Source organism: Paucibacter sp. M5-1 (assembly GCF_027498415.2).
In the GTDB taxonomy this organism is placed as follows: Bacteria; Pseudomonadota; Gammaproteobacteria; order Burkholderiales; family Burkholderiaceae_C; genus Roseateles_E.
The window spans coordinates 3,705,925-3,731,176 of the sequence record NZ_JAPZLM020000001.1; the positions used below are offsets into that span (position 1 = coordinate 3,705,925).

General features: G+C 68.2%; 27 protein-coding genes. 4 read left to right on the forward strand and 23 right to left on the reverse strand.

Annotation, left to right across the window (positions count from 1 at the left end; all coding sequences use genetic code 11):
• Positions 1-19: 19 nt before the first annotated feature.
• Positions 20-1,681 carry a putative porin gene (locus tag O5M90_RS17390; RefSeq protein WP_269839735.1) on the forward strand — a complete coding sequence of 554 codons (1,662 nt, stop codon included), beginning with the start codon at positions 20-22 and terminating at the stop codon, positions 1,679-1,681.
• 11 nt (positions 1,682-1,692) lie between these two features.
• Positions 1,693-2,322, forward strand: coding sequence for a hypothetical protein (locus O5M90_RS17395; RefSeq protein WP_269839736.1), 630 nt, complete (start codon positions 1,693-1,695; stop codon positions 2,320-2,322).
• Between the two features lie 21 nt (positions 2,323-2,343).
• Here O5M90_RS17395 and O5M90_RS17400 read toward each other — a convergent pair whose 3' ends face one another.
• From O5M90_RS17400 to O5M90_RS17420, 5 genes are read right to left on the reverse strand one after another with little or no spacing between them, the layout of a single operon-like run.
• Entirely contained in the window at positions 2,344-4,233 is a 1,890-nt protein-coding gene (locus O5M90_RS17400) for an MFS transporter (protein WP_269839737.1), read from the reverse strand.
• 27 nt (positions 4,234-4,260) lie between these two features.
• Positions 4,261-5,067, reverse strand: a complete 807-nt coding sequence (locus tag O5M90_RS17405) for a DUF2145 domain-containing protein (protein WP_269839738.1) — start codon at positions 5,065-5,067, stop codon at positions 4,261-4,263.
• Positions 5,064-5,468, reverse strand: a complete 405-nt coding sequence (locus O5M90_RS17410; RefSeq protein ID WP_137945074.1) for a hypothetical protein — start codon at positions 5,466-5,468, stop codon at positions 5,064-5,066. Before O5M90_RS17410 ends, O5M90_RS17405 begins: the two co-directional genes overlap by 4 nt.
• Positions 5,469-5,477: 9 nt before the next feature.
• Positions 5,478-5,933, reverse strand: coding sequence for a YiaA/YiaB family inner membrane protein (locus O5M90_RS17415; protein ID WP_269839739.1), 456 nt, complete (start codon positions 5,931-5,933; stop codon positions 5,478-5,480).
• Positions 5,934-5,993: 60 nt separating this feature from the next.
• Positions 5,994-7,271, reverse strand: coding sequence for an amidohydrolase family protein (locus O5M90_RS17420; RefSeq protein WP_269839740.1), 1,278 nt, complete (start codon positions 7,269-7,271; stop codon positions 5,994-5,996).
• Positions 7,272-7,373: 102 nt separating this feature from the next.
• On the opposite strand from O5M90_RS17420, the gene O5M90_RS17425 reads away from it, so the two are divergent.
• Both O5M90_RS17425 and O5M90_RS17430 read left to right on the forward strand, forming a co-directional pair.
• On the forward strand, positions 7,374-8,126 hold the full coding sequence (locus O5M90_RS17425; RefSeq protein WP_269839741.1) for a helix-turn-helix domain-containing protein: 753 nt from the start codon (positions 7,374-7,376) through the stop codon (positions 8,124-8,126).
• Positions 8,127-8,315: 189 nt separating this feature from the next.
• Positions 8,316-9,632 carry a reverse transcriptase family protein gene (locus O5M90_RS17430; RefSeq protein WP_269839742.1) on the forward strand — a complete coding sequence of 439 codons (1,317 nt, stop codon included), beginning with the start codon at positions 8,316-8,318 and terminating at the stop codon, positions 9,630-9,632.
• Between the two features lie 173 nt (positions 9,633-9,805).
• On the opposite strand, the gene O5M90_RS17435 is transcribed toward O5M90_RS17430, so the two are convergent.
• From O5M90_RS17435 to O5M90_RS17520, 18 genes are all read right to left on the reverse strand, one after another.
• On the reverse strand, positions 9,806-10,126 hold the full coding sequence (locus O5M90_RS17435; protein WP_269839743.1) for a hypothetical protein: 321 nt from the start codon (positions 10,124-10,126) through the stop codon (positions 9,806-9,808).
• Between the two features lie 55 nt (positions 10,127-10,181).
• The gene (locus O5M90_RS17440; protein ID WP_269839744.1) at positions 10,182-10,688 is read right to left on the reverse strand and encodes a hypothetical protein; all 507 of its coding nucleotides are present in this window, start codon (positions 10,686-10,688) and stop codon (positions 10,182-10,184) included.
• Positions 10,689-10,811: 123 nt separating this feature from the next.
• On the reverse strand, positions 10,812-11,288 hold the full coding sequence (locus tag O5M90_RS17445; protein ID WP_269839745.1) for a hypothetical protein: 477 nt from the start codon (positions 11,286-11,288) through the stop codon (positions 10,812-10,814).
• A 23-nt stretch (positions 11,289-11,311) separates the two neighbouring features.
• Positions 11,312-11,680 carry a type II toxin-antitoxin system HicB family antitoxin gene (locus O5M90_RS17450; protein WP_269839746.1) on the reverse strand — a complete coding sequence of 123 codons (369 nt, stop codon included), beginning with the start codon at positions 11,678-11,680 and terminating at the stop codon, positions 11,312-11,314.
• A 94-nt stretch (positions 11,681-11,774) separates the two neighbouring features.
• Positions 11,775-12,443: a CAAX prenyl protease-related protein gene (locus O5M90_RS17455; protein WP_269839747.1), complete on the reverse strand. Its 669-nt coding sequence runs from the start codon at positions 12,441-12,443 to the stop codon at positions 11,775-11,777.
• A 34-nt stretch (positions 12,444-12,477) separates the two neighbouring features.
• A complete protein-coding gene (locus O5M90_RS17460; protein ID WP_269839748.1) occupies positions 12,478-13,233 on the reverse strand; it encodes an SDR family oxidoreductase in 756 nt (251 codons plus the stop codon).
• A complete protein-coding gene (locus tag O5M90_RS17465) occupies positions 13,230-14,849 on the reverse strand; it encodes a GGDEF domain-containing protein (RefSeq protein ID WP_137945081.1) in 1,620 nt (539 codons plus the stop codon). Before O5M90_RS17465 ends, O5M90_RS17460 begins: the two co-directional genes overlap by 4 nt.
• Positions 14,850-14,933: 84 nt before the next feature.
• The gene (locus O5M90_RS17470; protein ID WP_269839749.1) at positions 14,934-15,800 is read right to left on the reverse strand and encodes a formate dehydrogenase accessory sulfurtransferase FdhD; all 867 of its coding nucleotides are present in this window, start codon (positions 15,798-15,800) and stop codon (positions 14,934-14,936) included.
• Entirely contained in the window at positions 15,797-16,402 is a 606-nt protein-coding gene (gene mobA / locus O5M90_RS17475) for a molybdenum cofactor guanylyltransferase MobA (protein ID WP_269839750.1), read from the reverse strand. Before mobA ends, O5M90_RS17470 begins: the two co-directional genes overlap by 4 nt.
• Before the next feature lie 27 nt (positions 16,403-16,429).
• Complete coding sequence (locus O5M90_RS17480) at positions 16,430-17,269, reverse strand: substrate-binding domain-containing protein (protein WP_440402213.1); 840 nt, start codon at positions 17,267-17,269, stop codon at positions 16,430-16,432.
• Entirely contained in the window at positions 17,257-17,964 is a 708-nt protein-coding gene (locus O5M90_RS17485; protein WP_269839751.1) for an ABC transporter ATP-binding protein, read from the reverse strand. Before O5M90_RS17485 ends, O5M90_RS17480 begins: the two co-directional genes overlap by 13 nt.
• Positions 17,961-18,674: an ABC transporter permease gene (locus tag O5M90_RS17490; protein ID WP_137945086.1), complete on the reverse strand. Its 714-nt coding sequence runs from the start codon at positions 18,672-18,674 to the stop codon at positions 17,961-17,963. The genes O5M90_RS17485 and O5M90_RS17490 overlap by 4 nt, the downstream gene beginning before the upstream one ends.
• Entirely contained in the window at positions 18,671-19,741 is a 1,071-nt protein-coding gene (locus O5M90_RS17495; RefSeq protein WP_269839752.1) for a DUF6352 family protein, read from the reverse strand. Before O5M90_RS17495 ends, O5M90_RS17490 begins: the two co-directional genes overlap by 4 nt.
• Positions 19,742-19,794: 53 nt before the next feature.
• Complete coding sequence (locus O5M90_RS17500) at positions 19,795-20,187, reverse strand: hypothetical protein (protein ID WP_269839753.1); 393 nt, start codon at positions 20,185-20,187, stop codon at positions 19,795-19,797.
• Between the two features lie 24 nt (positions 20,188-20,211).
• On the reverse strand, positions 20,212-21,363 hold the full coding sequence (locus O5M90_RS17505; protein WP_440402215.1) for a formate dehydrogenase subunit gamma: 1,152 nt from the start codon (positions 21,361-21,363) through the stop codon (positions 20,212-20,214).
• 19 nt (positions 21,364-21,382) lie between these two features.
• A complete protein-coding gene (locus O5M90_RS17510; protein WP_269839754.1) occupies positions 21,383-21,613 on the reverse strand; it encodes a hypothetical protein in 231 nt (76 codons plus the stop codon).
• On the reverse strand, positions 21,610-22,230 hold the full coding sequence (gene fdh3B / locus O5M90_RS17515; protein WP_262972051.1) for a formate dehydrogenase FDH3 subunit beta: 621 nt from the start codon (positions 22,228-22,230) through the stop codon (positions 21,610-21,612). The genes O5M90_RS17510 and fdh3B overlap by 4 nt, the downstream gene beginning before the upstream one ends.
• An 18-nt stretch (positions 22,231-22,248) precedes the next feature.
• A complete protein-coding gene (locus O5M90_RS17520) occupies positions 22,249-25,206 on the reverse strand; it encodes a formate dehydrogenase subunit alpha (protein WP_262972050.1) in 2,958 nt (985 codons plus the stop codon).
• Between the last annotated feature and the right edge of the window lie 46 nt (positions 25,207-25,252).

A 25,252-nucleotide genomic window follows, 5' to 3' on the forward strand; every position in this document is an offset into this window, starting at 1 on the left:
ATTCACTTTTCTTTCAGCCATGAAGCTCAACCTCCTCACCACCACCCTGGCCGCCGCCGCCCTGATCGCGCTGCCCGCTCAGGCTCATGCCGATGAAAAACAGGAGCTGGCCCAGCTGCGCGCCACCACGCTGGCCCTGATCGATGCCCTGGTCGGCCAGGGCCTGCTGTCGCGCGAGCGCGCCGACGCCATCGTGCGCCAGGCCCAGCAGGCCGGCAGCCAGGCCGCCGCCGCGCCTGCCGCCGGCACGCCGGCGCCCAAGGTCGTGCGCGTGCCCTATGTGCCGGAGACGGTGCGCCAGCAGATCCGCGAGGAGATCAAGACCGAGGTGCTGGCCCAGGCGCGCAGCGAGCGCTGGGGCGAGCCCGGTGCGCTGCCCGAGTGGCTGGGCCGGGTCAGCATCGAGGGCGATCTGCGGGTGCGCAGCCAGACCGAGATGTTCGACGACGGCAATGTGCCGGCCAGCGTGTTCCGCAGCCAGACCGAGTCGCCGGCCTGGGCGCCGGACCTGGCGACCACCCAGCGCAATCGCGAGCGCCTGACCCTGCGCGCCCGGCTGGGCGTCAACGCCCAGCTGTCCGACCAGGTCACGACGGGCCTGCGCCTGTCGACCGGCACGACCAGTGGGCCGACCTCCAGCTCGCAGACCCTGGGCACGCAGTTCAACAAGGCCGGCCTGGTGCTGGACCGGGCCTGGCTGCGCTGGCGCCCGCCGGTGGGCATGCAGGGCCTGAGCGCCGAGTTCGGCCGCATGGCCAACCCCTTCTACAGCAGCGACCTGAGCTGGGCCGACGACCTGTCCTTTGACGGCGCGGCACTCAAGCTCAGCCATGAGACCGACAGCCGCCGCCAGTTCTTCGCGACGGCGGGCGTGTTCCCGCTGGAGGAGCTGAGCCTGAGCGGGCGCGACAAGTGGCTGCTGGGTGCGCAGCTGGGGGCCGAGCTGCCGCTGGCCGAGGGCATCCGCGCCAAGCTGGGCCTGGCGGCTTACGAGTTCCGCCATGTGGCCGGCGAGCGCGAGACCGAGCCGCCGCCGGCCGGACCGCTGGTCGGCACCCTGCCCTATTTCAGCAGCCAGTACCCGAGCACGCTGCGCCTGAAGGGCAATACGCTGATCAATCTGAACGACCCCAGCAGCACGGCCGCGCCGACCTGGGGCCTGGCCTCGCGCTTCAGGCCGGTCAATCTGACCGGCTCGCTGAGCTTCAGCCAGCTGGCGCCGGTGATGGTGGATCTGAGCCTTGACTGGATCAAGAACACCGGCTTCGATCTGGCCGACATCCGAGCCCGCGCCAAGGCCGGCACGGCCATGGACGGTCTGCGCGAGATGACCACGGCTTGGCAGGGCCGCATCGGCCTGGGCCACCGCTCGCTGGCCCGGCGCGGCGACTGGCAGGCCCATATGGCTTATCGCAAGGTCGAGCGCGACGCCTGGATCGACGGCTTCACCGACACCACCTGGCATCTGGGCGGCACCAATTACAAGGGCTGGTCGCTGGGCGGCAACTATGCGCTGGACAAGCGCTTCGCACTGGGTCTGCGCTGGACCAGCACGCGCAATCTCGACGATGGTGTGCGCTTCCTCGCGGTGCCTGGCGATCCGAGCTCGCTCAGCGGCACGCTCAGCAGCGCGCCGCTGCGCATCGATGTGTTCCAGCTCGACCTGAGCGGGCGTTTCTGAGGAGTCTCACCATGAAGCACGTCATCACGGGATCGCTGCTGCTGAGCCTGCTGGCCGCGCCCTGCTGGGCCCAGGAGGCCGGCACGCGCGAGCGCGAGGCCTTGCGCCGCGCACAGAGCGCCTTGCGCGACGCGCAGCGCCAGCAGACCACGCTGCAGGCCGAGAAGGCGACGTTGGAACGCGAGCGTGCGCAGCTGGCGGCGGCGGCCGAGGCCGCCAGCGCCAAGCAGCGCAGCAGCGCCGGGCGGCTGGAGGCCCGTGAGCAAGAGCTTCACGCCCTGCGCGGCGAACTGGCCGCGCTGCGCCAGCGCCTGCAGCAGACCGAGCAATCGGCCCAGGCTCGCGAGCAAGGCCTGCAGCAGGAGCTGCTGGCGCAGCGCCGGCTGGTGGCCGAGCGCGGCCAGACCGTGCAGGCGCTGAGCCAGTTGCTGGAGCGCAGCACCTCGGCCCTGGTCGATTCCGAGGCCAAGAACCGCCAGCTGTATGTGATCGGCGAGGATCTGGTGCAGCGCTATCTGAGCCGCTCGCCCACCGATGTGACCTCGCTCAGCGAGCCGCTGCTAGGCCTTGCGGCGATACGCTTCGAGAACGTGGCCGAGGAGTTGCGGGCCCAGCTGGCCCAGCATCGCGTGCTGCGCTGAGGACTGGGCCGCAACCGGTCTTCAAGCCACCAGCAGCGCCCCGACCCGCTCGCGCAGCCCCTCGGGGCTGACCTCGCGCGCCGCCAGCGGCGCGCCGGCCACCAGGCCGACGCGGCTGTAGAAGCCGCGTCGGAAGGGGCGCACCATCGCCTCGCCCTGCTCGACCCGCGAGAAGAAGGAGCCCCACAGGTTCTGCAGCGCCAGCGGCACCACCGGGATGTCGCGGCCCTCCAGGATCTTCATCACGCCGCCCTTGAAGGGCTGCAGGCGGCCGTCGCGGGTGATGCCGCCCTCGGGGAAGATGCACAGCAGTTCGCCGTCGTCGAGCACCGCGCGCGCCTGCTCGAAGGCCTGTTCGTAGGTGGCCGGGTCGTCCTTCTGCGGCGCCACAGGAATGGCCTTGGCCAGGCGGAACAGCCAGCCCAGCACCGGGATGCGGAAGATGCGGTGGTCCATCAGGAAACGGATCGGGCGCGGGCTGGCGGCCATCAGCAGCACCGCGTCGACAAAGCTCACATGGTTGCAGACCAGGAGCGCCGGGCCCTGGGTCGGGATGTGCTCGTCGCCGCTGATCTTGAAGCGGTAGATCAGGCGCGAGGAAATGAAGGCGACGAAGCGCAAGAGGTACTCGGGCACCAGCATGAAGATGTAGAAGGCCACCACCGCATTGGCCAGGCCCACGACCAGGAACAGCTCGGGGATGCTCAGCCCGGCGCCCAGCAGCGCGCCGGCCAGCAGCGAGCTGGCGATCATGAACAGCGCGTTGAGGATGTTGTTGGCCGCGATGATGCGGGCGCGGTGCGTGGGCTGCGCGCGTAGCTGTATCAGCGCATACATCGGCACGCTGTAGAGCCCGGCGAACAGCGCCAGCAGGCACAGGTCGGCCAGCACGCGCCAGTGCGCGGCCTGGGCCATGAACTCACCGAGGCTCAGCGCCGCAGCCACCGGCGGCAGGCCGCGCGAGGCGAAGTACAGATCGACCGCGAACACGCTCATGCCGATCGCGCCCAGCGGCACCAGGCCGATCTCGACATGGCGGCGCGACAGCAGCTCGCACAGCAGCGAGCCGGTGCCTATGCCCACCGAGAACACCACCAGCAGCAGCGACGCGACCTGCTCGTTGCCGTGCAGCACCTCCTTGGCGAAGGCCGGGAAGTTGGCCAGGAACACGGCACCGAAGAACCACATCCAGGAGATGCCCAGCAGCGAGCGGAACACCGCCAGCTGCCCGTGCGCCAGGCGCAGATTGCGCCAGGTCTCGCTGACCGGGTTCCAGTTGATGATGAGGCCCGGGTCGGTGGCCGGGCAGGGCGGGATGGCCTGCGCCGTCAGCCGGCCCAGCAGAGCCAGCGCGAAGCAGGCGAGGGCCACATGCTGCGCGCCGATTTCGGGTGTGGCGATCAACAGGCCTCCGGCCACATTGCCGAGCAGGATGGCGACAAAGGTCCCCATCTCCACCATGCCGTTGCCGCCGGTCAGCTCGCGTTCATTGAGCTGCTGCGGCAGATAGGCGTACTTGACCGGACCGAACAGCGTGGAGTGCAGGCCCAGCAGGAAGACGCAGGCCAGCAGCACGGGCACCTGGCTGGCGTAAAACCCCCAGGCGGCCAGCGCCATGATGGCGATCTCGAGCGTCTTGATGAAGCGGATCAGCCGCGTCTTGTCATGCTTGTCGGCCAGCTGGCCGCTGGTGGCCGAGAACAGCACAAAGGGCAGGATGAAGAGCGCGCCTATGACCAGGCCGGCCTGGGCCGGCGGCAGCCAGCCGAGCTGCAGCTGGTAGGTGACCAGCACGGTGAAGGCGAACTTGAACAGATTGTCATTGGCCGCGCCAAGGAACTGGGTCCAGAAGAAGGGCGCGAAGCGGCGCTGCGCCAATAGGGCGAACTGGCCGCCATGGGGTTCCGACATGCTGCTCTCCTCCAGTTCTTTTTCTGGTCACTGTTTGACCAGCTCGGCCGGCTCGCCCAGGCCCGCGCGGGGCAGCCAGGCAAACATCGAATCGGCCGTGATGGTTTCGATGCGCCCGGCAAAACGCTGGGCGCTCGGATGATCGTCGAACTCTACATTGGCCATGCCCACCCGCGCCCCCAGCCGGGTCGCGGTGGACAGGCGCAGCAGCCCGGGCTGGTAGGCCTGCGCGCGCAGCCAGGCCTGGGCCTGGGCCCTGGTTCCAGCCCCTCCGGCCCCGTCGGCCGCCATCGCCAGCGTCTCCAGCACCCATTGATTGCTCTGCTGGTATTTGTCGCCCCAGGCGTAGGAGACCATGCTGTAGCGCGGCTCGTGCAAGCGGCGCAGGCGGGTGTTGTCACGCAGCACCGGCAGCAGCGCCGACTGCAGCGCCGGGCTCAGCCGGGCATAGGCGGCGTCGTAGCGATGCGGCCGGTCCAGGAAGAACTCGCCCAGGCCCTGGCGGAACAGATCGGCGCGGGCCGTGCCGCAGTGATTGAGCTTGTGCAGCACGCGCCAGACCGGCTGCGAACCCGTCGCATCGCCGTTCTTGTCACGGTAGGCGAAACCCAGATGCGACCACAGCAGCCCATGCTTGCTGAGGTCCTGGCCGGCCCGGGCCAGCAGCACGACCTGGGCACCGCTGGCCTCCAGCTGGCGGGCGGTGGCCTCGGCCAGGTTCATGCCGCGCTCGATCTGCTGCGCGCTCAGCGGCTTGTCCTCGCAGGGGCGGCCGGCCTGGGCGGCGCCCGCAGCGAGGGCCAGCAGCAGGCAGGCGACGGTCTTGCTGTTCATCGTGTCAGCTGCTCGTTGTGCAGCAGGGCCGTGCCGATGGCGTTGGGCACGAAGGCGATCGCCTCGCCGGCGGCCGACAGCACATAGCCGCTGCCGATCACGGTGATGACGACGGCCGTGCCCAGTACCGCGCTGGCTTGGCCGGCGAAGCGCACGCTGGCGCGGGCGCCGTCCGAGGCGCGCTCCAGCACCCAGACCGAGCCCTGGGCGCTGGCTTCCACCGCCACCACCGTCAGCGCGACGCCGGCCGACAGCAGCATCACCGGCGCCGCCACCGAGACCGCCACCGGCAGCATCGACAGCGCGCTGGCCTCGGAGGCGGTGGACTGGGCCTGGGCGGCCGGCACTTGCAGCAGCACCAGGCTCAGCAGCAGCGAGGGAACGTAGAGCTTGCTTTTCATCATGAGTCCTTATTCGGCAACCAGGGTTTCGCGGCGGCCCTGGGCGCGGGCCTGCTGCAAATCGGCCTCGTGCGCATCGCGCAGCATCTTGGCCAGCGTGAACACGCTCGAGATCAGGAACAGCCAGCTGACCAGCAGAAAGGCCTTCCAGACCGGCTGTATCTCCATGCGCCACAGGCCCCAGCCGGTCAGCGCCATCGCGAGCACGAAGCCGCCCCAAACGACCAGCTTCCACATTGGCGTGTCGACCGTCTTGCCTTCGTTGTCGCGCACGAACTTGGCCAGTGCGAAAGCGGTGCTGAGGCAGAACACATAGCCCATCACCATGAAGGCGCGGTCCAGATCATCACCGGGCAGCCAGGCCAGGCCGATCGCGCAGAGGCTGACGGCGATGCCGAAGGAGATCCAGACCTGGTAGGTCCAGGCCTTGCTATCGCGGTGTATCGATGTGTGCGGGTGTTGCATGGAGCGGGCTCCTGTTGAGAAGTGGCGCGATGATGGCCGAGAAGGCGTTTTTCAAGGGTTTCATTTGTTGCCGGTAGCGCCTAGCGCTACCGGCGGTATGAAGCTATGCACGAAATGGTGGCGCGTGTGGAAGACCTCCGCGCGCAAGCCCTGACCCTGCCAGCGCAGCGTCTTCTTCAGCAGCAGGTCGAACAGCAGCGGGTTGTGCTCGCGCACTTGCTCCAGCAGCGGCCGCTGCGCCTCATCCAGCAGGCCGGCGCGCACCAGGCCGGAGAGCCGGTACAACGGGCCGACGCCGGGCAGCGGATAGTCCGAGCCATGCAGCAGACGGCCATGCCAGTCCTGGCGCGCCAGCACCGTGCGCCAGACCTCGGGTCGGCGGTTGAACTGGAACAGCGCCGAGACATCGCCCAGCAGCAGCGCCTCCCAGGCCGGCTCATCCATCAGCCGGGCAAACAGCGAGAAGGCCGGCACCAGGCGCGGCCTGCTCATGTCCAGGTCCAGCGCATCGCCCAGCGAGGCGCAGTGGGCGGCGATCACGCGCACGCCCTGCGCCAGCGGCGCGCGCAGCAGCAGCGGATTGCCCAGGTCCTCGCGGCCGGCGCCGGGCACGGCTTTCTCCTCGCCGCAATGCACGATCAGCGGCAGCCGGGCGGCGGCCAGGCGGGCGTAGAAGGGACGCAGCCGCGCGTCGCGCAGATCGATATTCATGCTGCTGGGCAGCCACTTCAGGGCGACGGCGCCGCCGGCGATGGCCGCGTCCAGCCGGGCCAGTGCGTCCTCGCGGTAGGGGTGGATGGACGCGACCCAGGCGAAGCGCTGCGGCGTGCGCTCGGCCACCTCGCGGGCATAGCGGTCGGGCACATGGAAGGTGGTCCAGTCGGGCTCGGCGCGGCCTTGCTCGGTATGGGCCTCGTCGAAGGCATAGAGCAGCCAGCGCGCGCCCTCCGGAAAATCGGCCGTCAGCGCCTGCAGGCGCTGCAGATAGGCCCGGTCCACGCTGGGCACATCGGGCGATACGCAGGCGCCGTCCATGATGACGCGCCGGCGCAGGCTCTCGACCGGATGCCACCACTGATGCATGGCCGGGTGGATGCGGCAGCCGCTGCCGGCATCGCCATTGCCCAGCAGATGGCAGTGCACGTCCCAGAGCTGGGCCGGGTCCAGGTCTTGCCACAGCTGTTGCAGCAGCGGGTGTCGGCGCAGCGCGGCCGGCAGGCTGCCGCGGCAGGGGTTGCGCAGGTAGGCGGCCTGGGCCGGATCAGCCAGGCTGGTGAACAGGCCGGCGATGGCGGCAGCGCCGCAGCACAGCAGGTGTTGGCGTCGTGTTTGTTGCATGGCCTGATGCTGGCCGGCCGCGTGATGTTTGGCGCCGGATTGCTGCGGCCGTGGCGCGGCCTGCCGCTGCCGGTAGCGTTTTGCGCTACCGTTGCGCCCATCATGTCCAGCACCCAGACCCTCATCGAAGTCATCAAGGCCGAGCTCAAGAGCCAGGGCCTCAGCTACGCCGATATGGCGCGCGAACTCGGGCTCTCGGAGTCCAGCGTCAAGCGCATGCTGGCGCCGGGCGGCGAGATGCCGCTGTCACGCGTCGACGAGATCTGCCGGGTGCTGAAGACCGACTTCGCCGAGCTGACGCGGGCGCTGGCCGAGCGCCAGCCGCTGCGCATGGAGCTGACCCTGGCACAGGAAAAAGCCGTGGTGGCCGATCCCAAGCTGCTCTTGATGGCGATCTGCTGCCTGAGCCAGTGGACGGCCGAGCAGATCCTGTCCAGTTACCGGCTCAGCGAGGCCGAGGTCACCCGCTATCTGGCCGAGCTGGACCGCCTGGGCGTGATCGAGCTGAAGCCGCTGAACCGCTACAAGCTGCGCCTGGCCAAGACCTTCCGCTGGCGCCCGCACGGGCCGGTGATGAGCTTCTTCCGTGACGAGGTGGCCAGCGACTTTTTCTCGGGCGGCTTCGACGGCGAGGCTGAACTCTTGATGCTGGTCCATGGCCGCCTGGGACATGGCATGGCGCGCGAACTGGTCGAGCGGCTGCAGCGCGTGGCCCAGGACTTCGCCCGCCAGCATCTGCTCGACCAGAAACTGCCCGACGCCGAGAAGCGCCAGTACACGCTGGTGATGGGCATGCGCTCCTGGCTGTTCGAGCATTTCAAGCATCTGCAGCGCAATCCGGTGCGGCCGCCATAATCCGCACGCGGCCGCCCCCAAGTTCATCGCGACACACCAAGCCTTGTGCCTGGTTGGCGCGCCAAGGGGCACCCCCTTGGTCCTCACTCTTGTTTGACCCATCCGGGGCATGAGCGGCGCGGCGATACTCGCCGGACTGCTCATGCATCACCCGCAGGTTGGGTGGCGGCCGCACCTTTTCTACCTTCGATGTCCAAGCTCCGCAGACTCAGTGCGCTGGCCCTGGCGCGTGCCATGCTGGCCGAACCGGACCGCGCCGCGCCGGCCCTGCGTGCGCGCATGGCACGCTGCCTGGCCGCCGATCCGGCCTGGCTGGCGCCGCTGTCCGAGCGTTGCGCAGCGCAGATGGCGACGCCGAAGCTCTCCGTGCGCCGCCTGGCCGTGCTGATCGCCACCGATCCCGACTTCGAGCCGAGCCCGCCGCGCCACTACCTGCTCAGCGTCGCTCAAGAGCAGGCATCACCACCGCCGCCTGCCCTGGCCCACTGCGCGCTGCCGGCCCTGCCGCACAGCGCGGCGCTGGCCGAGTTCCTGGGCATCAGCGATGCCGGGCTGTGGCGGCTGAGCCGGCCCAGCGCCTGGCAGCGCCGCGAGCCCCTGGCCGAGCAGCACTACCGCTGCCGGCTGCTGGCCAAGCGCAGCGGCGGCTGGCGTTTGCTGGAGGTGCCCGAGCCTTATCTGATGGCCCTGCAGCGCCGCGTGCTGGCCGGCTTGCTGGACCGGCTGCCGCCGCATCCGGCCGCCTGCGGTTTCGCGCCGGGGCGCTCGGTGCTTGACCATGCGCGCGCGCACGAGGGCCAGGCCGTGGTGCTGAACTTCGATCTGCAGGACTTCTTCGCCAGCGTGCGGGCTTCGCGCGTGCAGGCCCTGTTCGCCACGCTGGGCTATCCGGACGAGGTGGCCCGGCTGCTGAGCGCGCTGTGCTGCAGCGCCACGCCCGAGCCGGTGCTGAGCCGGCTGCGCCGCGAAGGTGGGCTGAGCTGGCTGCAGTGCCAGCGCCTGCGCGATGCCCATCTGCCGCAGGGCGCGCCGAGCTCGCCCGCGCTGGCCAATCTCTGCGCCTTCGGTCTGGACCGCCGCCTGGCCGGCCTGGCCCATGCCTTGGGCGCGTGCTACAGCCGCTATGCCGACGACCTCGTGCTCTCCGGCCCGGCCTCGCTGCAGGCGGCCTGGCCGCGTATCGAGGCCTGGGTGGGCCGCATCGCCATCGAGCAGGGCTTTGCGCTGAACCATCGCAAGACCCGCTGCCAGGCCCAGAGCCGGCGCCAGAGCGTCTGCAACATCGTCGTGAACCAGCGCAGCAATCTGTCGCGCGCCGAGTTCGACCGCCTGAAGGCCCAGCTGCACGGCTGTGTGCGCCATGGCCCGGCCTCGCAGAACCGCGAAGGCCATGCCGACTGGCAGGCCCATCTGCGCGGCCGCCTGGCCTGGGCGACCCAGCTCAATGCGCACAAGGCGCGGCGGCTGTGGCGGCTTTATGAGCAGATTGATTGGACGGCGACGTAGTCAGTCCGCCGATGTTGAAGATCGTCCGGCAGGGGCGGGCAATGTTGGATCTGGTTCTCGCTGCGTTGTTGCTGCCTAGAACACAGGTCTTGAAGGTCAGAAGTCCACGCGGGGTCAGAGTTTGCTATCTAGGCTAGTCGTCGGCGCTAGCGGGAAGTCGCTTGCAAACACGTTCACAACAACACACTCCAGCACTCTGAAATCGCGGACTCGCCAGCAAGACCTGCAGCAATGAACATTGCAAGCGCAATCGCAATGCCGAAGTAGAACGCCGCAACTGCACGCCGGCCCAACTGGACCAGGATCACGTCGTTCACTAACTTGTACTCGCCAGCCAGTAAATAGAGCTGGGCTGCTGCAAGCGTTCGATCAGCGTCTTCGGTGATCACTTTTCGTTGGCCGAGTTCGACCCAAACCGATGGATGCTCTTGCCGGAGGCGCCGCATGAACCGGGTTTGGACAAAGGCGTTGTAGCCGAACGCGACTGCGAACAAGGTCGCAAGGGCCAGGAATGCGAGTGTCGATGCGGAGCACATTTTTTTAGGACTGTTAGGCAACGCGAGTAGCTGACACAAGGGGAACCAGTTCCTGCTGATAGTGACGAGTGAATGGAACGCCATTGAATGTGTGTGTGCAACATGGGCATTTCGGCACCAAGGTGTCCGGCCCCGCCGAGGGGTCAACCATCCGCAAGATGCCATCGGCATCGACCTTGAGGCCGCTGAAGTAGCTGGCCTCGCCAGTACGAACAAATGCTTGTGCATCGGCTTCGCGCAATGCGACTAGCCAGAAGATTGGCGCGTTCCGGTCGAGTCGGGCGACGGCTTCACTGTAGACCTCATCCCATTTGCATCCGGCGCGAGACAGCAAGAAACGAAACAGGGGCGTGTAATCGAGCCCTCTACGCACGCCCTTATGCATGCCGAGCGTTTCGACGATCCCATCGCCAGCACTGATTCGATGCCGAACGTCTCGAAAATCACCACCGAAATTGTGATGAACACCCCGCGCTGTCGTGTTGACCTTGCGGTACAGCGGCTGTTTGGCTTTGTGCATGAAGTGCCTAGGCTTGTTGCGCTGCTGGTACGTACCCGGGCTCATGCCGGATCGCGCCGTGGCTGGGCTTGTCGGCTAAGAGCATGGATAACAGGTCTTGAGGGTGAGGAGTTCTCAGTGGGGTCAGTTCTTGCTCTTGTCGCGAAGGTTGTAGAGCATCCCGCCGGACGGCGCACTGTCGTCACGAACACCGGGCCGCAAAGCCACGCGAATCTCCCCATTGTTCAACTTCACCGTCGAATGCCTGAGCTTGGCGGACTTCGCTTCAACGTATTCGATATGCAACGCCGTCGGGCTGACCCATTTCAGGTTCACGCCAGCGGCTGAATCGTTGCGTGCCGCTCCATAGAGAGAAGCGAGCTCTATCTCGTTTTCGGCGGCTTGCCCTCGTACAAGCACGACCTCATACCCGAATGACGTCGTCGCCCCACCGTTCACTTCGTACAAAACGGCCGTTGCCTCACGATCTGGCGACTGCAGGCGCGCGACCTCATCGCGACTCGGCTCGAACGCGGAATGCAATGACCAAAGCAACGCGGTCAGGCCGACGACGAACGCCAGTGTTACGCCGAGGAGAAGTCGAAGCAGAAAGCGGAGCACCGTTGCAAGGCCAGCGCTGGTTGTCAGCCGTCGCTGCGCGCCGCAACCCGTGTAGTCGGCTTCCTGGCGGCTTTGCCAAGCGCTCGTTCCGCCCACTTGTTGAGGCTGGTCCCGCTGCGTGCGGCGGCCTTCAGTGCGGCCGCGTGTACCTCGGGTGCAATGCGCAGCATGACTTTGCCGCTGGCGGGTTTTTCTGGCGCCGAACCCAACGCTTTGGAGGCGGCGAGATAGTCTTCGATGGCAGCGTGAAAGTTGGTTTCGAACTCCGTCACGGACTCGCCATGGAAGGAGATGATGTCGTCAATGCCCAGGACTCGCCCAACGATGATCCTGTCTTCCGGATCGAAGACCATGCTCGCCGTGTAGCCCTTGTAGTGCATGGCATTGGTCATGGTTTGATCTCCATTCTCGCGAGGAACTCCCGGACGACCGCTACCCTGTAGTGCAGTGCCTCCTTGCCAGGGTGAGGCATGCTGCTAGCGTCCCTCACCAAAACTCCCAGCGCCCGCTCATCACCACCCAGACACCCAGCGCGCCATTGGTCACCGCGTGCGCGATCACGGCGGTCCAGAGCTTGCCGGTGCGTACATAGAGCCAGGCATAGGCCAGGCCGGCGATGATGGCGGCCAGCCAGAGGGTGTGGGCCAGCATGAAGACAAAGGTCGACAGCACGATGGCCTTGAGTCCGGCGCGGCGTGGGTCGACGGTCTGGAACTGCGGGCTGGCGATCCAGCGCATCAGGAAGCTGCGCCAGAACAGCTCTTCCATCAGCGGCACGACCAGGGCCGCGCCTATCCAGCGCATCACGACCAAAGGCCAGATCAGCGCTCCGGCGGCGTCCAGCGGCACGAAGGTGGCGGTCGGCTCGCTCAGCTGCATCCAGGGCGCGTCCAGCCGTATCCACAGCGCGAACACGATCAGGCCGACGGCCAGGCTCAGCAGCGTCTCGCGGGTGTCCGGCAGGTTCTGGCGGGCCAGCTCGCCGTAGTCGCGCCAGTACCAGATCAGCAGGCCGCCGACCAGCAGCACGCTGAGGCCGTAGACCCAGCGCAGATCGAAATTGACGCTCTCGGGCAGCAGGCCGCGCAGGGCCAGCAAGGCCATGAAGACGGCGAACGGGACGGTACGGGCGAGGGTGGCCGGGCTCAGGGTCATGTCTTGCGGGCGCGGAAGGAAATGTGCGCCGAGCTTAACGCCCTCCTGCGACATCCAGTGTGGCACCGACCGTGTAGCTGGCCGCATCGGACAGGAGCCAGACGATGGCCTCGGCGATCTCGTCGGCGCGGCCCAGCCGCCCGATCGGGATGCCGGCCGCGGCGGCCGCCAGGCCGTCGACGGTGCCGCTGTCGGCATGGATCTCGGTGGCGATGATGCCGGGGCGCACGCCGTTGACGCGGATGCCCTCGCCGATCAGCTCGCGCGCCAGCCCGACGGTCAGGCTGTCGACGGCGCCCTTGCTGGCCGCGTAGTCGACATAGACGCCCGGCGAGCCCAGCTGGGCGGCGCGCGACGAGAGGTTGACGATGGCGCCGCCGGGCCCGCCATGGCGGGTGCTCATGCGCTTGACGGCTTCGCGGGCGCACAGCAGGCTGCCGATCACATTGACGCCGAGCAGGCGCTGCCAGCGCGCCATGCCCATCTCGTCCAGGCGCGCGGCCGGGGCGACGATGCCGGCATTGTTGACCAGGCCGCTCAGCCGGCCCAGCTCGGCATCGATGCGCGCGAACATCGCCAGCACTTGGGCCTCATCGGCCACATCGGCCTGCACGCTGATGACCCGCCGGCCCAGCGCGCGCAGCTCGTCGGCCAGGGCCTCGGCCGCGCCGGCGTCGCGCGCATAGCCCAGGGCCAGGTCATGCCCCTGGGCCGCGCAGAGCCGGGCGGTGGCGGCGCCGATACCGCGCCCGGCGCCGGTGATCAGGGTGATGCGGCGCGCCGGAGTCAAGCCAGGGCCACCCGGTTGCGCCCCAGATGCTTGGCGCGGTACATCGCGCTGTCGGCGCGGGCGATCAGCAGGTCGGTGGCATAGGGCGGGGCGCTGGCCAGGCCTATGCTCAGCGTGACCTCCAGCCCCGGGGCCAGGTCTTGCCAGGGATAGGTCTCGACGCGGTGACGCAGGCGCTCGCAGACCTCGAAGGCGCGGTCGGGCACGGTATCGGGGAAGACCACCAGGAACTCCTCGCCGCCGTAGCGCAGGAGCAGATCGCTGCCGCGCGTGTTGTCCTCCAGCATGCGCGAGAGGGTCTGCAGCACCCGGTCACCGACCGCATGGCCATGTTGGTCGTTGACGTCCTTGAAACGGTCGGCGTCGATCAGCGCCAGGGTCAGCGGCTGCCCCAGGCGCTCGGCCTCGCGCAGCAGCGGCGGCATGCGCGACTCCATGCAGCGCCGGTTGCCCAGGCCGGTCAGCGGGTCGCGCTGCACATGCTCTTCCAGCTCGGCGGCTCGCGCCTCATGCTTGCTGGCCTGGGCGCGGGCCTGCTCGGCCTCCAGCCGGGTCACGAAAAAGCGCGACTGCGCCATCAGCTGGGCGATCGCGCGGCGCCGCTCGATGCCCTGGTAGGCTTCCAGCTGCTGCAGCGCCAGCTCGTTCAGGCCCAGCGTCTTGGCGGCGCGGTAGAGCGCATGGTGGGCGCGCAGCGCGGTGGCGGCGGGCGCCTTGTCGCCGGTTTCCTGCAGCAGCAGGCGCAGATCATCGCGGGCGGCCTGCGGCTCGCCGCGCAGCAGCGCCAGCTCGGCCAGCGAGCAACGCAGCCGCCAGGCCTGGGCCTGGAAGCCCAGGCGGCGCGCCTCGTCCAGGGTCTGGGTCAGCAAGGCCTCGGCCTCGTCGACCTGGCCGGAATGCAGCAAGGCCTCACCCAGATTGCCCTCGGTCATCACCAGTGGGAAGGGGTCGCCAAAGGCCTGGGCATGGGGTCGCACCTCGCGCGCATAGCGCAGCGCCCGCTCCAGCGCGCTGGCGCAGGCGGCATCGTTGCCGCTGTCGCGCAGCAGATAGAAGGCGCCGAGCGCGACGCCGCAGAGATTGTTCAGCGTGACGACGCGCTCGTAGGGGCTGGTGTGCTCGCGCACCAGGGCGGCCGCCTCGCTCATCAGGCGCTCGGCCTGCCAGGGGTCGCCCATGCGCTCGAAGGTGGCGCCGAGTGCGTTCAGCGCCAGCGCGATCTGGCTGACCTCGCCAAGCTCCTGGGCCACCGCGCAGCCCTCGTTGGCGCTGCGCATCGCGATATCGAAATCGCCGGTCTCGAAGCCGCCCAAGGTCATCCAGCGCAGCAGCTCGCACAGCGCCTCGCTGGGCCCCTGGGCGCGCAGCAGCGGCAGCAGTGCATCGCCGGCGCGTATCAGCGCGCCGAGCGCGCCGCGTCGGTACAGGAAGAAGGCGCGCAGGCGCCCGGCCTCGATCTGCTCGGCCAGAAAACCCTGCGACGAGGCCAGCTCCCAGGCGCGCTGGGCCTGGGCCAGCCCTTCATCGAGCTGTGAGGCTTGCTGGGCCGCGCGTGCGCTGGCCAGGTGTTGCGCCAGCTGGTCGACCAGCACCTCGCTGCTGACTGCTTCTTGCATGGAGGCTACGCTTTGTCACAAAACGTTGAGGGTAGCCGATCTGTGGCGCGGCGCGTTGTGCGGAGTCAACAGTGCGGGCGTGGTTCAGGCGCCCAGATCCACCGTCTCGCGGGCCGGCTCGGGCTGGCTGTCGAAGCGCTCGAAGCCGCTGTAGCAGATGAAGTGGCGGTTCTTGGCGCGGCCGATCAGCGTCAGGCCCAGCTGCATGGCCAGCGCATGGCCCATCTGCGTGATGCCGTTGCGCGAGACGATGATGGGCACGCCCATCTGGGCCGACTTCATCACCATCTCGCTGGTCAACCGGCCGGTGGTGTAGAAGCACTTGTCGCCGCCGCCGTCCGCGCCGTGCATGCCGTTCATCCACATCCAGCCGGCGATATTGTCGATCGCGTTGTGGCGGCCCACGTCCTCGCGATGCACCAGCAGCTCGGCCCCGCGGAACAGCGCGCAGCCGTGCACCGAGCCGGCCTTTTTGTAGACGCTGTCCAGGCGGCGCATCTGGTCCAGCATCTCGTAGAGCGCGGCCTGGCTGAGCCGGGCGCTCTGCGCACCGGGCAGCTGCACCGACTCGACATCGGCCATCAGCGCGCCGAACACCGTGCCCTGGCCGCAGCCGGTGGTGACGGTGCGCTGCGCGGTCTTGGCTTCGATGTCGGCGATGCCGGCACGGGTGCGCACGGCCGCCGCGCCGACCTCCCAGTCCACCGTGATCGACTCGATCTCGCCGACATCGGCCACCAGGCGCTGGTTGCGCAGATAGCCCAGCACCAGCAGCTCCGGCGCCAGGCCCAGCGTCATCAAGGTGACCAGCTCGCGCTTGTCGACGAAGACGGTCAGCGGCCGCTCGGCCGGGATGCTCATGGTCTTGCGGCGGCCGAACTCGTCCAGCACCTCGACCTCGTGGGTCAGCACGGCGCTGCAGCTCGTCAGGCGGGGCAGGGACGGATTCATGACAGGGGCTTCTGCAATTGCTGCAATTCTTCGCGCGTGTTGGCGTTGGCAAAGGCCTGTTCGTCCTCGAACAGCACCTCGACGCAGCGATGCTGGGCCGTCCACTTGTCGATCTTGCGCTGGCCGCTCTGCGTGAAGCGCACCAGGCTCTCGATCAGCTCGGTCTTCATCAGGCAGAACACCGGCTGCACCTGCCGGCTGCCGTCGGGCCCCGGGGTTGCGGCCATCGCGATCTCGGCGTCCTCGGCGTCCAGCGCCTGCGCCAGGCGGGCGACCAGATCCTCGGGGAAGAGCGGCGAATCGCAGGGCACGGTGACCATATAGGGCGTCTCGCAGTGCTCGAGCCCGGTCAGCACCCCGGCCAGCGGGCCGGCATAGTCGGGCAGCGAGTCGGGCCAGACCGGCGCGCCCATCGCTTCATAGGCGCCCAGATTGCGATTGGCGTTGATCAGCAGCTCGCCGACCTGGGGGCCGAGGCGCAGCAGCGCATGCAGGGCCAGCGGCACGCCCTGGTGGGCCTGCAAGCCCTTGTCGACGCCGCCCATGCGGCTGCCGCGGCCGCCGGCCAGTATCAGTCCGGTGATGTCTTTGCTGTCAATCATGGCGCCAGTGTGCCTGTTCTGCGCGCCTCAACGCTTGGCGTCCGGAAAGAACAGCTGCTCGCCACCGATCTTGTAGCTGGCGATCGTGGCCTGGCCCTCGTCCGACACCACCCAGTCGGAGAAGGCCTGGGCCAGCGCGGTCTTGGTGTGCGGGTGCTTGGCGGGGTTCACGACGATCACGCCATAGGGGTTGAAGAGTCGCTTGTCGCCCTCCAGCACGATGGCCAGATTGCCGCGGTTCTTGAACGACAGCCAGGTGCCACGGTCGCTCAGCGAATAGGCGTCGCTGCTGGACGCGATATTCAGCGCCGGGCCCATGCCGCAGCCGCACTCGCGGTAGTCCATGCTCAGCGCGGCTGTCTTGGCGGCCGGGTTGGCGATGCCGGCGGCCTTCCAGTAGCGCAGCTCGGCCGCGTGGGTGCCGCTCTTGTCGCCGCGCGAGACGAAGGTGGACTTGCTGGCTGCCAGCGTGGCAAGGGCCGCCGCGATGTCCTGGCCGGCCACACCGGCCGGGTTGGCCTTGGGGCCGACCAGCACGAAATCGTTGTACATCACCGGCCGGCGCGCTAGGCCGAAGCCATCGGCGACGAACTTCTCCTCGGCCGCGACATCGTGCACGAACAGCACATCGGCATCGCCGCGCCGGCCCATGTCCAGCGCCTGGCCGGTGCCCAGCGCGACCACGCGCACTTCGATGCCGCTGGCGCGCTTGAAGGCCGGCAGCAGATGGGCGAACAGGCCCGACTGCTCGGTGCTGGTGGTCGAGGCCATCACGATGACCTTGTCCTGGGCCCAGGCGCTCAGGGAACTGACCGCCAGCAGGCAGGCGAGGGCACTGCGGCGGCCCATGGTCTTCACAAATCCCATCTCAACTCTCCCTTGAGAAAAAGTCCGGTGCGGTCATCCGCGTGGTCGCTGAAAAAGTCGGCGGTGGCCTGGTCGGCCAGCAGGCGGCCGTGATCCAGGTAGACGACGCGGTTGGCCAGGCGCTTGGCCTGGCCCAGATTGTGGGTGCTCATCAACAGCGTCATGCCCTCGGCGCGGAAGCTGGCCAGCAGCGCCTCGACCTCTTTCTTGCCCGTCGGGTCGAGGTTGGCGGTGGGCTCGTCGAGGAAGAGGATGTCGGGCCGGGCGGCCCAGGCCCGCGCCAGTGCCAGGCGCTGTTGCTGGCCGCCCGAGAGTGCGCGGGCCGGCCGTTCGCGCAGCTCCAGCAGGCCGGCCCGCGCCAGCGCCTCGCGGGCCCGCGAGGCGCGTTCGGCTGCCGGCACGCCGGCCAGCCACAGCGCCACGCGCAGATTGTTCCAGACCGACAGACGCAGGATGAAGGGGCGCTGGAACACCATCACCTGGGCCGGCGCCGGGCTGGCCACGCTGCGCATGCCACTGTGGGGCACCATGCCGTGCAGGGCCTGCAGCAGCGTGGTCTTGCCCGAGCCGTTGGCGCCGATCAGCGCGATGAAGTCGCCGCGCTGCACCTGCAGATTGACGCCTTGCAGCGCCATGAGCCGGCCATAGCTGACGCCCAGGTCCTGCAGACGCAGCAGCGTGTTGTTGTCGCTCATCGCGCCACCACCCCCGAGGGGCCCTGCACGCGGCGCAAGGTCGCGATGCCGACATTGATCACACCGACGATGGCCAGCAGCACCAGGCCCAGGGCCAGCGCCAGCGGCAGATCGCCCTTGCTGGTTTCCAGCGCGATCGTGGTCGTGATCACGCGGGTGACGCCGTCGATATTGCCGCCGACGATCATCACCGCGCCGACCTCGGAGATGGCGCGGCCGAAGGCGGTCAGCAGCACCGTGGCCACGGCCCAGCGCTCGTTGAGCAGCAGCAGCAGGCCGGTCGTGAAACCGCCGGCGCCCATCGAGCGCAGCTGTTCGCCGCCATCGCGCAGCGCATCGCTGACCAGCTGCTGTGACAGCGCGGCCACCACCGGCACGACCAGGATGGTCTGCGCGATCACCATCGCGCCGGGCGTGAACAGCAGGCCCCAGCTGCCCAGCGGGCCGCTGCGCGACAGCAGCAGATAGACGACCAGACCGACCACCACCGAGGGCAGGGCCAGCAAGGTGTTCAGCAGGGTCAGCAGCAGGCGCCGGCCCGGCATCCGGGTGACCGCCAGCCAGGCGCCCGCCGCCAGGCCGAAGCCGGCGGCGAAGGCGCAGGCCAGGCCGCTGACCGACAGCGACAGGCCCACCGTGCGCAGCAGCACTGGGTCGGCCTGCAATACCAGGTTCAGCGCGGTCTGGATGCTTTCGCTGAATGCACTCATTGAAGCAGCGAGCTGGCCAGCGGCAGATTGAGCAGCAGGTTCTGCGGCTTCAGGCGCAGCGTGTGATCGGCCGTCATCGCCAGGCCCAGATAGACCGGCTTGCCTGTGACATCGGCGCGCATCTCGGCCGGGTCGGCGAAGTCCAGCCGGAACAGGCTGATCAGGCGGCGCTGCCGCTCGGCATCGACCTCGGTGCCCGCATACAGATCGTTCAGCAGGCTCATCGCCTCGACGTCCAGCCCGACATGCCAGCGCCAGGCCTCGTCGTCGATGCGCTGCAGCGGCGTGATCGTGACCCGCAGCCCCAGCAAATGGGCCAGCCAGCGCTCCAGCACGGAGGCCAGCGCTTTCAGGCCCGAGTGGGCATGCACCAGCTTGATCGCCAGGCCGTGGCCCAGCTCATTGCTGATCTCGTGGGTCAGGTCCAGCGCAAAGCGGTGGCGTTCGCCATCGGTCCAGTAGTCGGCGGCGTTGTCGGTGTTCAGCACCTGCACCACTGTGGTCGGCAGCGGGGCTTGACTCTGCCGCAGCAGGCGGCCGATATCGCCGAGGCCGGCGGTTTCCTGCAGCAGATCCACGGTGGCGAGGTCGGCCGAGATCAGCCGCCCTTCCAGCAGACTCAGGCGTTGCGGGCGGAACAGCAGTTCGGCGGCGCGGGCCTCGAAGGCGTCGTGGCTGTCGTCCAGCAGATGGCGGACGATGGCCTGCACGATCAGGTCCACGAACAGCGGCGGCACCGTGATGCGGCCGGCGCGCATCAGCGCCAGGTAATAGGCCTCCAGCGTGCCTGCGGCCAGCAGGGCGTCGCGAAAGCTCAGGAACAGCCGGTAGTTGTCGCGCGCGTCCTGATCGGCGAGCGCGGCGAGCTGCGCCTCGCTGACGGATTGCAAAGGCGCGTCGGCGAGGGCCTGGTGCAGCGCGATCTCGGCCGGGCAGGACTCCTCGACCAGGGCCAACTGCGGCAGCTCGATGACGAGGCGGCGCAGCCAGGCCTCGCTAGGGCACAACCAGCCGCGTGGGTCGCGTGTCAGCAGGGCATAGCCGCTGGCGGGCCAGAAATTTTGCATGGGCAGGACAGGGCAGGGCGCTCGCGGCGCCACTGCCGGAGCGCTTTTCTCTCTTACTTCTTCGTCTGACCCTGCTGCTCGGCCGCGGTGGCCTTGCCGCTGGGCGGTGCAACCGCAGTCTTGGCCGGCGAGTGGGCGCCGGCGGCCTCCAGCGGCGGTGCCGAGGCGGCGACCGGCGGCACGAAGGCGCCGGGATCGGCGCAGGCGGGCGTGTCCACCGGCGCGGCGGCGGTGCGGCCCTCGGCCTTCGCGGTCTTGCGGTAGTGCTCGGCCACGCGGTTCATCGACTGGCACAGCTGGTAGCCGCCGACCTTGTCGTTCCAGGCGTTCTTGGCGGCCGTGACAGCGGCCGCGGCCTTGGCCTCGTCGCTGGGGGCGGGCAGCTTGGCCCAGGCCGAGCCGGCGGCCAGCAGGGCCAGGGCCAGAGTCGTGGTGAGTGCGCGCATGGCTTGTCGTCCTCGTGTGTCTTGTCAGTGCTGGGCAGCGACGCCATCCACCGGCTTGGCTGGCTGCGTGCGCTGCGCGGGGATCTTGCCGGCCTTGATGTCATCAAACCAGAGCTCGTGGTGCTCGCGCGCCCAAGCCTCGTCGACATAGCCGGTCTTCATCGCCTTGTAGGCGTCCTTCATGCCCAGCGTGCCCATATAGATGTGGCCCAGGAACAGCGCCATCATCAACACGGCCGCGACCGCATGGATCATGTGCGCGATCTGCATATCGCCGCGGGTATAGAGCAGGCCGGGGATCAGCATGTCCAGCACCAGACCGGAGCCGACGACGATGGCGCCGAGGAAGAACACGCCACCCCAGAACACCACTTTCTCGCCGGCATTGAAGCGTTCGGACGGCACCTCATGGCCGCCGAACATGCCGCCGGCCCGGCGCAGCCAGGTCCAGTCGTGGCGGGTCGGCAGGTTGTCGCGCACAAAGGTCAGGAACACGATGATCAGCGACACCGCGAACAGCGGGCCGGCGAAGTTGTGTGCGGTCTTCAGCGCGTAAGTCAGCCAGCCGAACAAGGTGGCGCCGATGATGGGCAAGAGGAAGAACTTGCCGAAGGCCATCACGATGCCGGAGATCGCCAGCACGCTGAAGGCAATCGCATTGCTCCAGTGCGCGGCGCGCTCGAAGTAGGTGAAGCGTTCGATCTTGCGGCCGGTATCGGGCGCGTGGCCACCCATCGGACCCTTGGCGAAGTAGAACAACGCCAGCGCCAGCACCGCGATGCCCAGCAGCGCGCCGCCGTAAGGAATGATCCAGTTGTTGCGCACCTGGCGCCAGGCCTCGCCGGCCGTGGTCAGGCGCGAGCCCGGGTACTGCACGAACTCCTGGATCAGCACGCCCTTCTCGACGCCGGGCAGATTGCTGATGCCTTTCTCGACGCCCGACTCGCGCACGCCGCGCCAGAACGGCGCGTTATTGCCGGGCTGGCTCTTGGCACGCAGCGCATTGCTTTCGTCGGCCTGCGGCAGCGCGGGAGCGACGAAGCCGGCCGGGGCTGAGGCCGCGGCCGCGGCGGCCGGGTCGGTCGCGGTCTGGGCCAGGGCGCCGGTCGAGAGCAGCACGGCCATGCCCAGCCCCGCGGCCGCCTTGACCCATGAGCGGGTGAACGGATATTGCATCGCGGCTCTCCGGTGGTGCTCAGCGCACGTAGTCGTTCTGCGCCTGATTGCGCTTGTGGATCTGGTTTTCCCAGGCCGTCTTGTCGCCGGGCTTGAAGCCCGCTGCCGCGAAACCGGGATTGGCCGCCTCGGAGGTGGCCCAGGCCGGAGCGTCGATCTTGCGGGCCGAGGCGTCCTGGGTCTGGGCGCGTTCGCAGCCGGCCAGGGCCAGCAGGCACAGGGTCGCGGCGATCAGCAGGCCGCCCCTCATTTGCGCACCTCGCCGGCTGCCGCGCCCTGCGTGGGCTTGCCGTAGGCGGTGCCCCAGCCCCAGACCTCGCTGCCCTTGCCGCGCTGCAGCACGCGGCTGCGGAAGATGTCGGCCACGACGTCGCCATCGCCGCCCAGCAGGGCCTTGGTCGAGCACATCTCGGCGCAGGCCGGCAGCTTGCCTTCGGAGAGGCGGTTGCGGCCGTACTTCTCGTTCTCGGCGGCACTGCCATGTTCCTCAGGGCCGCCGGCGCAGAAGGTGCACTTGTCCATCTTGCCGCGCAGGCCGAAGGCGCCATTGCTGGGGAACTGCGGCGCGCCGAAGGGGCAGGCGTAGGAGCAGTAGCCGCAGCCGATGCAGATGTCCTTGTCGTGCAGCACCACGCCTTCGTCGGTGCGGTAGAAACAGTTGACCGGGCAGACGGCCATGCAGGGCGCGTCGGAGCAGTGCATGCAGGCGACCGAGATGCTGCGCTCGCCGGCCACGCCGTCGTTGAGCGTGACGACGCGGCGGCGGTTCACGCCCCAGGGCACATCATGCTCGGCCTTGCAGGCGGTGACGCAGCCGTTGCACTCGATGCAACGCTCGGCGTCGCAGATGAATTTCATTCTTGCCATGGAAGTCTCCGGGGCTTGTTAGGCAGTGGCTTTCTGGACCTGGCAGACCGTGGTCTTGGTCTCCTGCATCATGGTCACGCTGTCGTAGCCATAGGTGGTCGCGGTGTTGATGGCCTCGCCACGCACGATGGGCGCCGCGCCCTCGGGGTAGTACTTGAGCAGATCGACACCCTGCCAGCGGCCCGAGAAGTGGAAGGGCAGCCAGACGGTCTCGCGGTCCACCCGCTCGGTCACCAGGGCCTTGACGGTCAGCTTGGCGCCGGTCGGGGTCGTGACCCAGACGTCCTCGCCGTTGCGGATGCCGCGGTCGTTTGCGGTGGCCGGGTTGATCTCGACGAACATCTCCTGCTGCAACTCGGCCAGCCAGGGGTTGGCGCGGGTTTCCTCGCCGCCACCCTCGTACTCGACCAGGCGGCCCGAGCTCATGATCAGCGGGAAGGTCTTGCCGATGTCCTTGTTCTTCTCCTGCACGCTCTTGTAGAGCGTCGGCAGGCGCCAGAAGGCCTTCTTGTCGTCGTGGGTCGGGTATTTGGCGACCAGGTCCGGGCGGGTCGAGTACAGCGGCTCGCGGTGCTGCGGGATCGGATCGGGGAAGTTCCAGACCACGGCGCGCGCCTTGGCATTGCCGAAGGGGTGGCAGCCGTGCGCCATCGCGACGCGCTGGATGCCGCCGGACAGGTCGGTCTTCCAATTCTTGCCCTCGGCGGCCTTCTGCTCGGCCTCGCTCAGGTCGGCCCACCAGCCCAGCTTCTTCAGCAGCAGATGGTCGAACTCGGGGTAGCCGGTGGTGATCTCGGCGCCCTTGGAGTGCGAGCCGTCCTCGGCCAGCAGGCTGACGCCCTCGCGCTCGACGCCGAAATTGGCGCGGAAGTTGCCGCCGCCCTCCATCACATGCCGGGAGGTGTCGTAGAGATTGGGCGAGCCGGGGTGCTTGAGTTCGGCCGTGCCGTAGCAGGGCCAGGGCAGGCCGAAATAGTCGCCGTCGAGCTTGTAGCCGGTTTCCTTGTCGATGCCACCCTTGGCCTTGAGCGTCTTCACGTCGAAGACATTCATATTGCGCATATGCGCTTTCAGGCGCTCCGGGCTCTGGCCGGTGTAGCCGATGGTCCAGACGCTGCGGTTGATTTCCTTCAGGATGGACTCGACCTCGGGCTCGTCCATGCCGCCCTTGCCCTTGACCAGCTTGTGGCTCTTGACCAGCTCCTTGTCGAAGCCCAGCTTCTGGGCCAGCTGGTACATGATCATGTGATCGGTGCGCGATTCCCACAGCGGCTCGATGACCTTCTCGCGCCATTGCAGCGAGCGGTTCGACGCGGTGCAGGAGCCGCTGGTCTCGAACTGGGTGCAGGCGGGCAGCAGATAGACCGCCCGGTTCGGGTTCAGTTCCTCGCCAGGCATCGCCGCCATCGCGGCGGTGGCCGAGGGGAAGGGATCGACGACGACCAGCAGGTCGAGCTTGTCCATCGCCTTCTTCATCTCCAGGCCGCGGGTCTGCGAGTTCGGCGCGTGGCCCCAGAAGAACAGGCCGCGCAGATTGCTGTCCTGGTCGATCAGTTCGTTCTTCTCCAGCACACCGTCGATCCAGCGCGAGACGGTCATGCCGGGCTTGGTCATCATGCCCGGCGCGTACTGTTTCTTGATCCACTCGAAATCGAGGTCCCAGACCTTGGCGAAGTGCTTCCACGAGCCCTCGGCCAGGCCGTAATAGCCGGGCAGCGAGTCGGGATTCGGGCCCACGTCGGTGGCGCCCTGCACATTGTCGTGGCCACGGAAGATATTGGTGCCGCCGCCGCTGACGCCGACATTGCCCAGCGCCAGCTGCAGGATGCAGGAGGCGCGCACGACGGCATTGCCGGTGGTGTGCTGGGTCTGGCCCATGCACCAGACGATGGTGCTGGGGCGGTTGTCGGCCAGGGTCTTGGCGGTCTTGTAGACCGTCGCCTCATCGACGCCGCAAGCTTCGAACACCTTGTCCGGCGTCCACTTGCTCATGATCTCCTCGCGCACCTTCTCCATGCCGTAGACGCGGTCCTGGATGTAGCGCTTGTCTTCCCAGCCGTTCTTGAAGATGTGATAGACCAGACCGAAGACGAAGGGGATGTCCGAGCCGGAGCGAATGCGCACATAGTCGTCGGCCTTGGCCGCCGTGCGGGTGAAGCGCGGGTCGACGACGATCATCTTGCAGCCGGTTTCCTTGGCATGCAGCATGTGCAGCATCGACACCGGGTGGGCTTCGGCCGCGTTCGAGCCGATGTACATCGCCGCGCGCGAGTTGCGCATGTCGTTGTACGAATTGGTCATCGCGCCGTAGCCCCAGGTGTTCGCGACGCCGGCCACCGTGGTGGAGTGGCAGATGCGCGCCTGGTGGTCGCAGTTATTGGTGCCCCAGAGGCTGACCCATTTGCGCAGCAGATAGGCCTGCTCGTTGTTGTGCTTGCTGGAGCCGACGACGAAGATCGAATCCGGGCCGCTTTGCTTCTTCAGATCGAGCATCTTGGCGCTGATCTCGTTGAGCGCCACGTCCCAAGTGATCTTCTCGTATTTGCCATTGACCAGCTTCATCGGCGTGCGCAGCCGGTGCTCGCCATGGCCGTGCTCGCGCAGCGCCGCGCCCTTGGCGCAATGGGCGCCGAGGTTGATCGGCGAATCGAACACCGGCTCCTGGCGCACCCAGACGCCGTTCTCGACCACGGCGTCTACCGCACAGCCCACCGAGCAGTGGCCGCAGACGGTGCGCTTGACTTCCACCTTGCGCTCGGCGCCGGCGGCCGGTGCATCGGCCGCATGGGCCTTTTTCTGCACCAGGCTCAGCTGGGTGGCGGCAAGACCTGCCCCCACACCGAGGCCGGAACGGCGCAGAAAGACGCGGCGGTCCATGGTCGGGATCGCACGGGCGACGCCGCGCGACAGACTGTTGACAAGACCTGAGGCGGCCGGGCTACCCGCCTGGGCCGAGGATTTGCGCGTGAGCAGCATGATGTCTCCAGAGGGCCTGGGGCCCGTCAATGCAGTGGCCGGGGCC

What these genes read in the sequence shown, in the direction of transcription:
- O5M90_RS17390 (WP_269839735.1), top strand. Translation starts at nt 20, where the DNA reads ATGAAGCTCAACCTCCTCACCACCACCCTGGCCGCCGCCGCCCTGATC.
- O5M90_RS17395 (WP_269839736.1), top strand. Translation starts at nt 1,693, where the DNA reads ATGAAGCACGTCATCACGGGATCGCTGCTGCTGAGCCTGCTGGCCGCG.
- O5M90_RS17400 (WP_269839737.1), bottom strand. Translation starts at nt 4,233, where the DNA reads ATGTCGGAACCCCATGGCGGCCAGTTCGCCCTATTGGCGCAGCGCCGC.
- O5M90_RS17405 (WP_269839738.1), bottom strand. Translation starts at nt 5,067, where the DNA reads ATGAACAGCAAGACCGTCGCCTGCCTGCTGCTGGCCCTCGCTGCGGGC.
- O5M90_RS17410 (WP_137945074.1), bottom strand. Translation starts at nt 5,468, where the DNA reads ATGAAAAGCAAGCTCTACGTTCCCTCGCTGCTGCTGAGCCTGGTGCTG.
- O5M90_RS17415 (WP_269839739.1), bottom strand. Translation starts at nt 5,933, where the DNA reads ATGCAACACCCGCACACATCGATACACCGCGATAGCAAGGCCTGGACC.
- O5M90_RS17420 (WP_269839740.1), bottom strand. Translation starts at nt 7,271, where the DNA reads ATGCAACAAACACGACGCCAACACCTGCTGTGCTGCGGCGCTGCCGCC.
- O5M90_RS17425 (WP_269839741.1), top strand. Translation starts at nt 7,374, where the DNA reads ATGTCCAGCACCCAGACCCTCATCGAAGTCATCAAGGCCGAGCTCAAG.
- O5M90_RS17430 (WP_269839742.1), top strand. Translation starts at nt 8,316, where the DNA reads ATGTCCAAGCTCCGCAGACTCAGTGCGCTGGCCCTGGCGCGTGCCATG.
- O5M90_RS17440 (WP_269839744.1), bottom strand. Translation starts at nt 10,688, where the DNA reads ATGCACAAAGCCAAACAGCCGCTGTACCGCAAGGTCAACACGACAGCG.
- O5M90_RS17450 (WP_269839746.1), bottom strand. Translation starts at nt 11,680, where the DNA reads ATGACCAATGCCATGCACTACAAGGGCTACACGGCGAGCATGGTCTTC.
- O5M90_RS17455 (WP_269839747.1), bottom strand. Translation starts at nt 12,443, where the DNA reads ATGACCCTGAGCCCGGCCACCCTCGCCCGTACCGTCCCGTTCGCCGTC.
- O5M90_RS17465 (WP_137945081.1), bottom strand. Translation starts at nt 14,849, where the DNA reads ATGCAAGAAGCAGTCAGCAGCGAGGTGCTGGTCGACCAGCTGGCGCAA.
- O5M90_RS17470 (WP_269839749.1), bottom strand. Translation starts at nt 15,800, where the DNA reads ATGAATCCGTCCCTGCCCCGCCTGACGAGCTGCAGCGCCGTGCTGACC.
- mobA (WP_269839750.1), bottom strand. Translation starts at nt 16,402, where the DNA reads ATGATTGACAGCAAAGACATCACCGGACTGATACTGGCCGGCGGCCGC.
- O5M90_RS17480 (WP_440402213.1), bottom strand. Translation starts at nt 17,269, where the DNA reads ATGGGATTTGTGAAGACCATGGGCCGCCGCAGTGCCCTCGCCTGCCTG.
- O5M90_RS17485 (WP_269839751.1), bottom strand. Translation starts at nt 17,964, where the DNA reads ATGAGCGACAACAACACGCTGCTGCGTCTGCAGGACCTGGGCGTCAGC.
- O5M90_RS17490 (WP_137945086.1), bottom strand. Translation starts at nt 18,674, where the DNA reads ATGAGTGCATTCAGCGAAAGCATCCAGACCGCGCTGAACCTGGTATTG.
- O5M90_RS17495 (WP_269839752.1), bottom strand. Translation starts at nt 19,741, where the DNA reads ATGCAAAATTTCTGGCCCGCCAGCGGCTATGCCCTGCTGACACGCGAC.
- O5M90_RS17500 (WP_269839753.1), bottom strand. Translation starts at nt 20,187, where the DNA reads ATGCGCGCACTCACCACGACTCTGGCCCTGGCCCTGCTGGCCGCCGGC.
- O5M90_RS17505 (WP_440402215.1), bottom strand. Translation starts at nt 21,363, where the DNA reads ATGCAATATCCGTTCACCCGCTCATGGGTCAAGGCGGCCGCGGGGCTG.
- O5M90_RS17510 (WP_269839754.1), bottom strand. Translation starts at nt 21,613, where the DNA reads ATGAGGGGCGGCCTGCTGATCGCCGCGACCCTGTGCCTGCTGGCCCTG.
- fdh3B (WP_262972051.1), bottom strand. Translation starts at nt 22,230, where the DNA reads ATGGCAAGAATGAAATTCATCTGCGACGCCGAGCGTTGCATCGAGTGC.
- O5M90_RS17520 (WP_262972050.1), bottom strand. Translation starts at nt 25,206, where the DNA reads ATGCTGCTCACGCGCAAATCCTCGGCCCAGGCGGGTAGCCCGGCCGCC.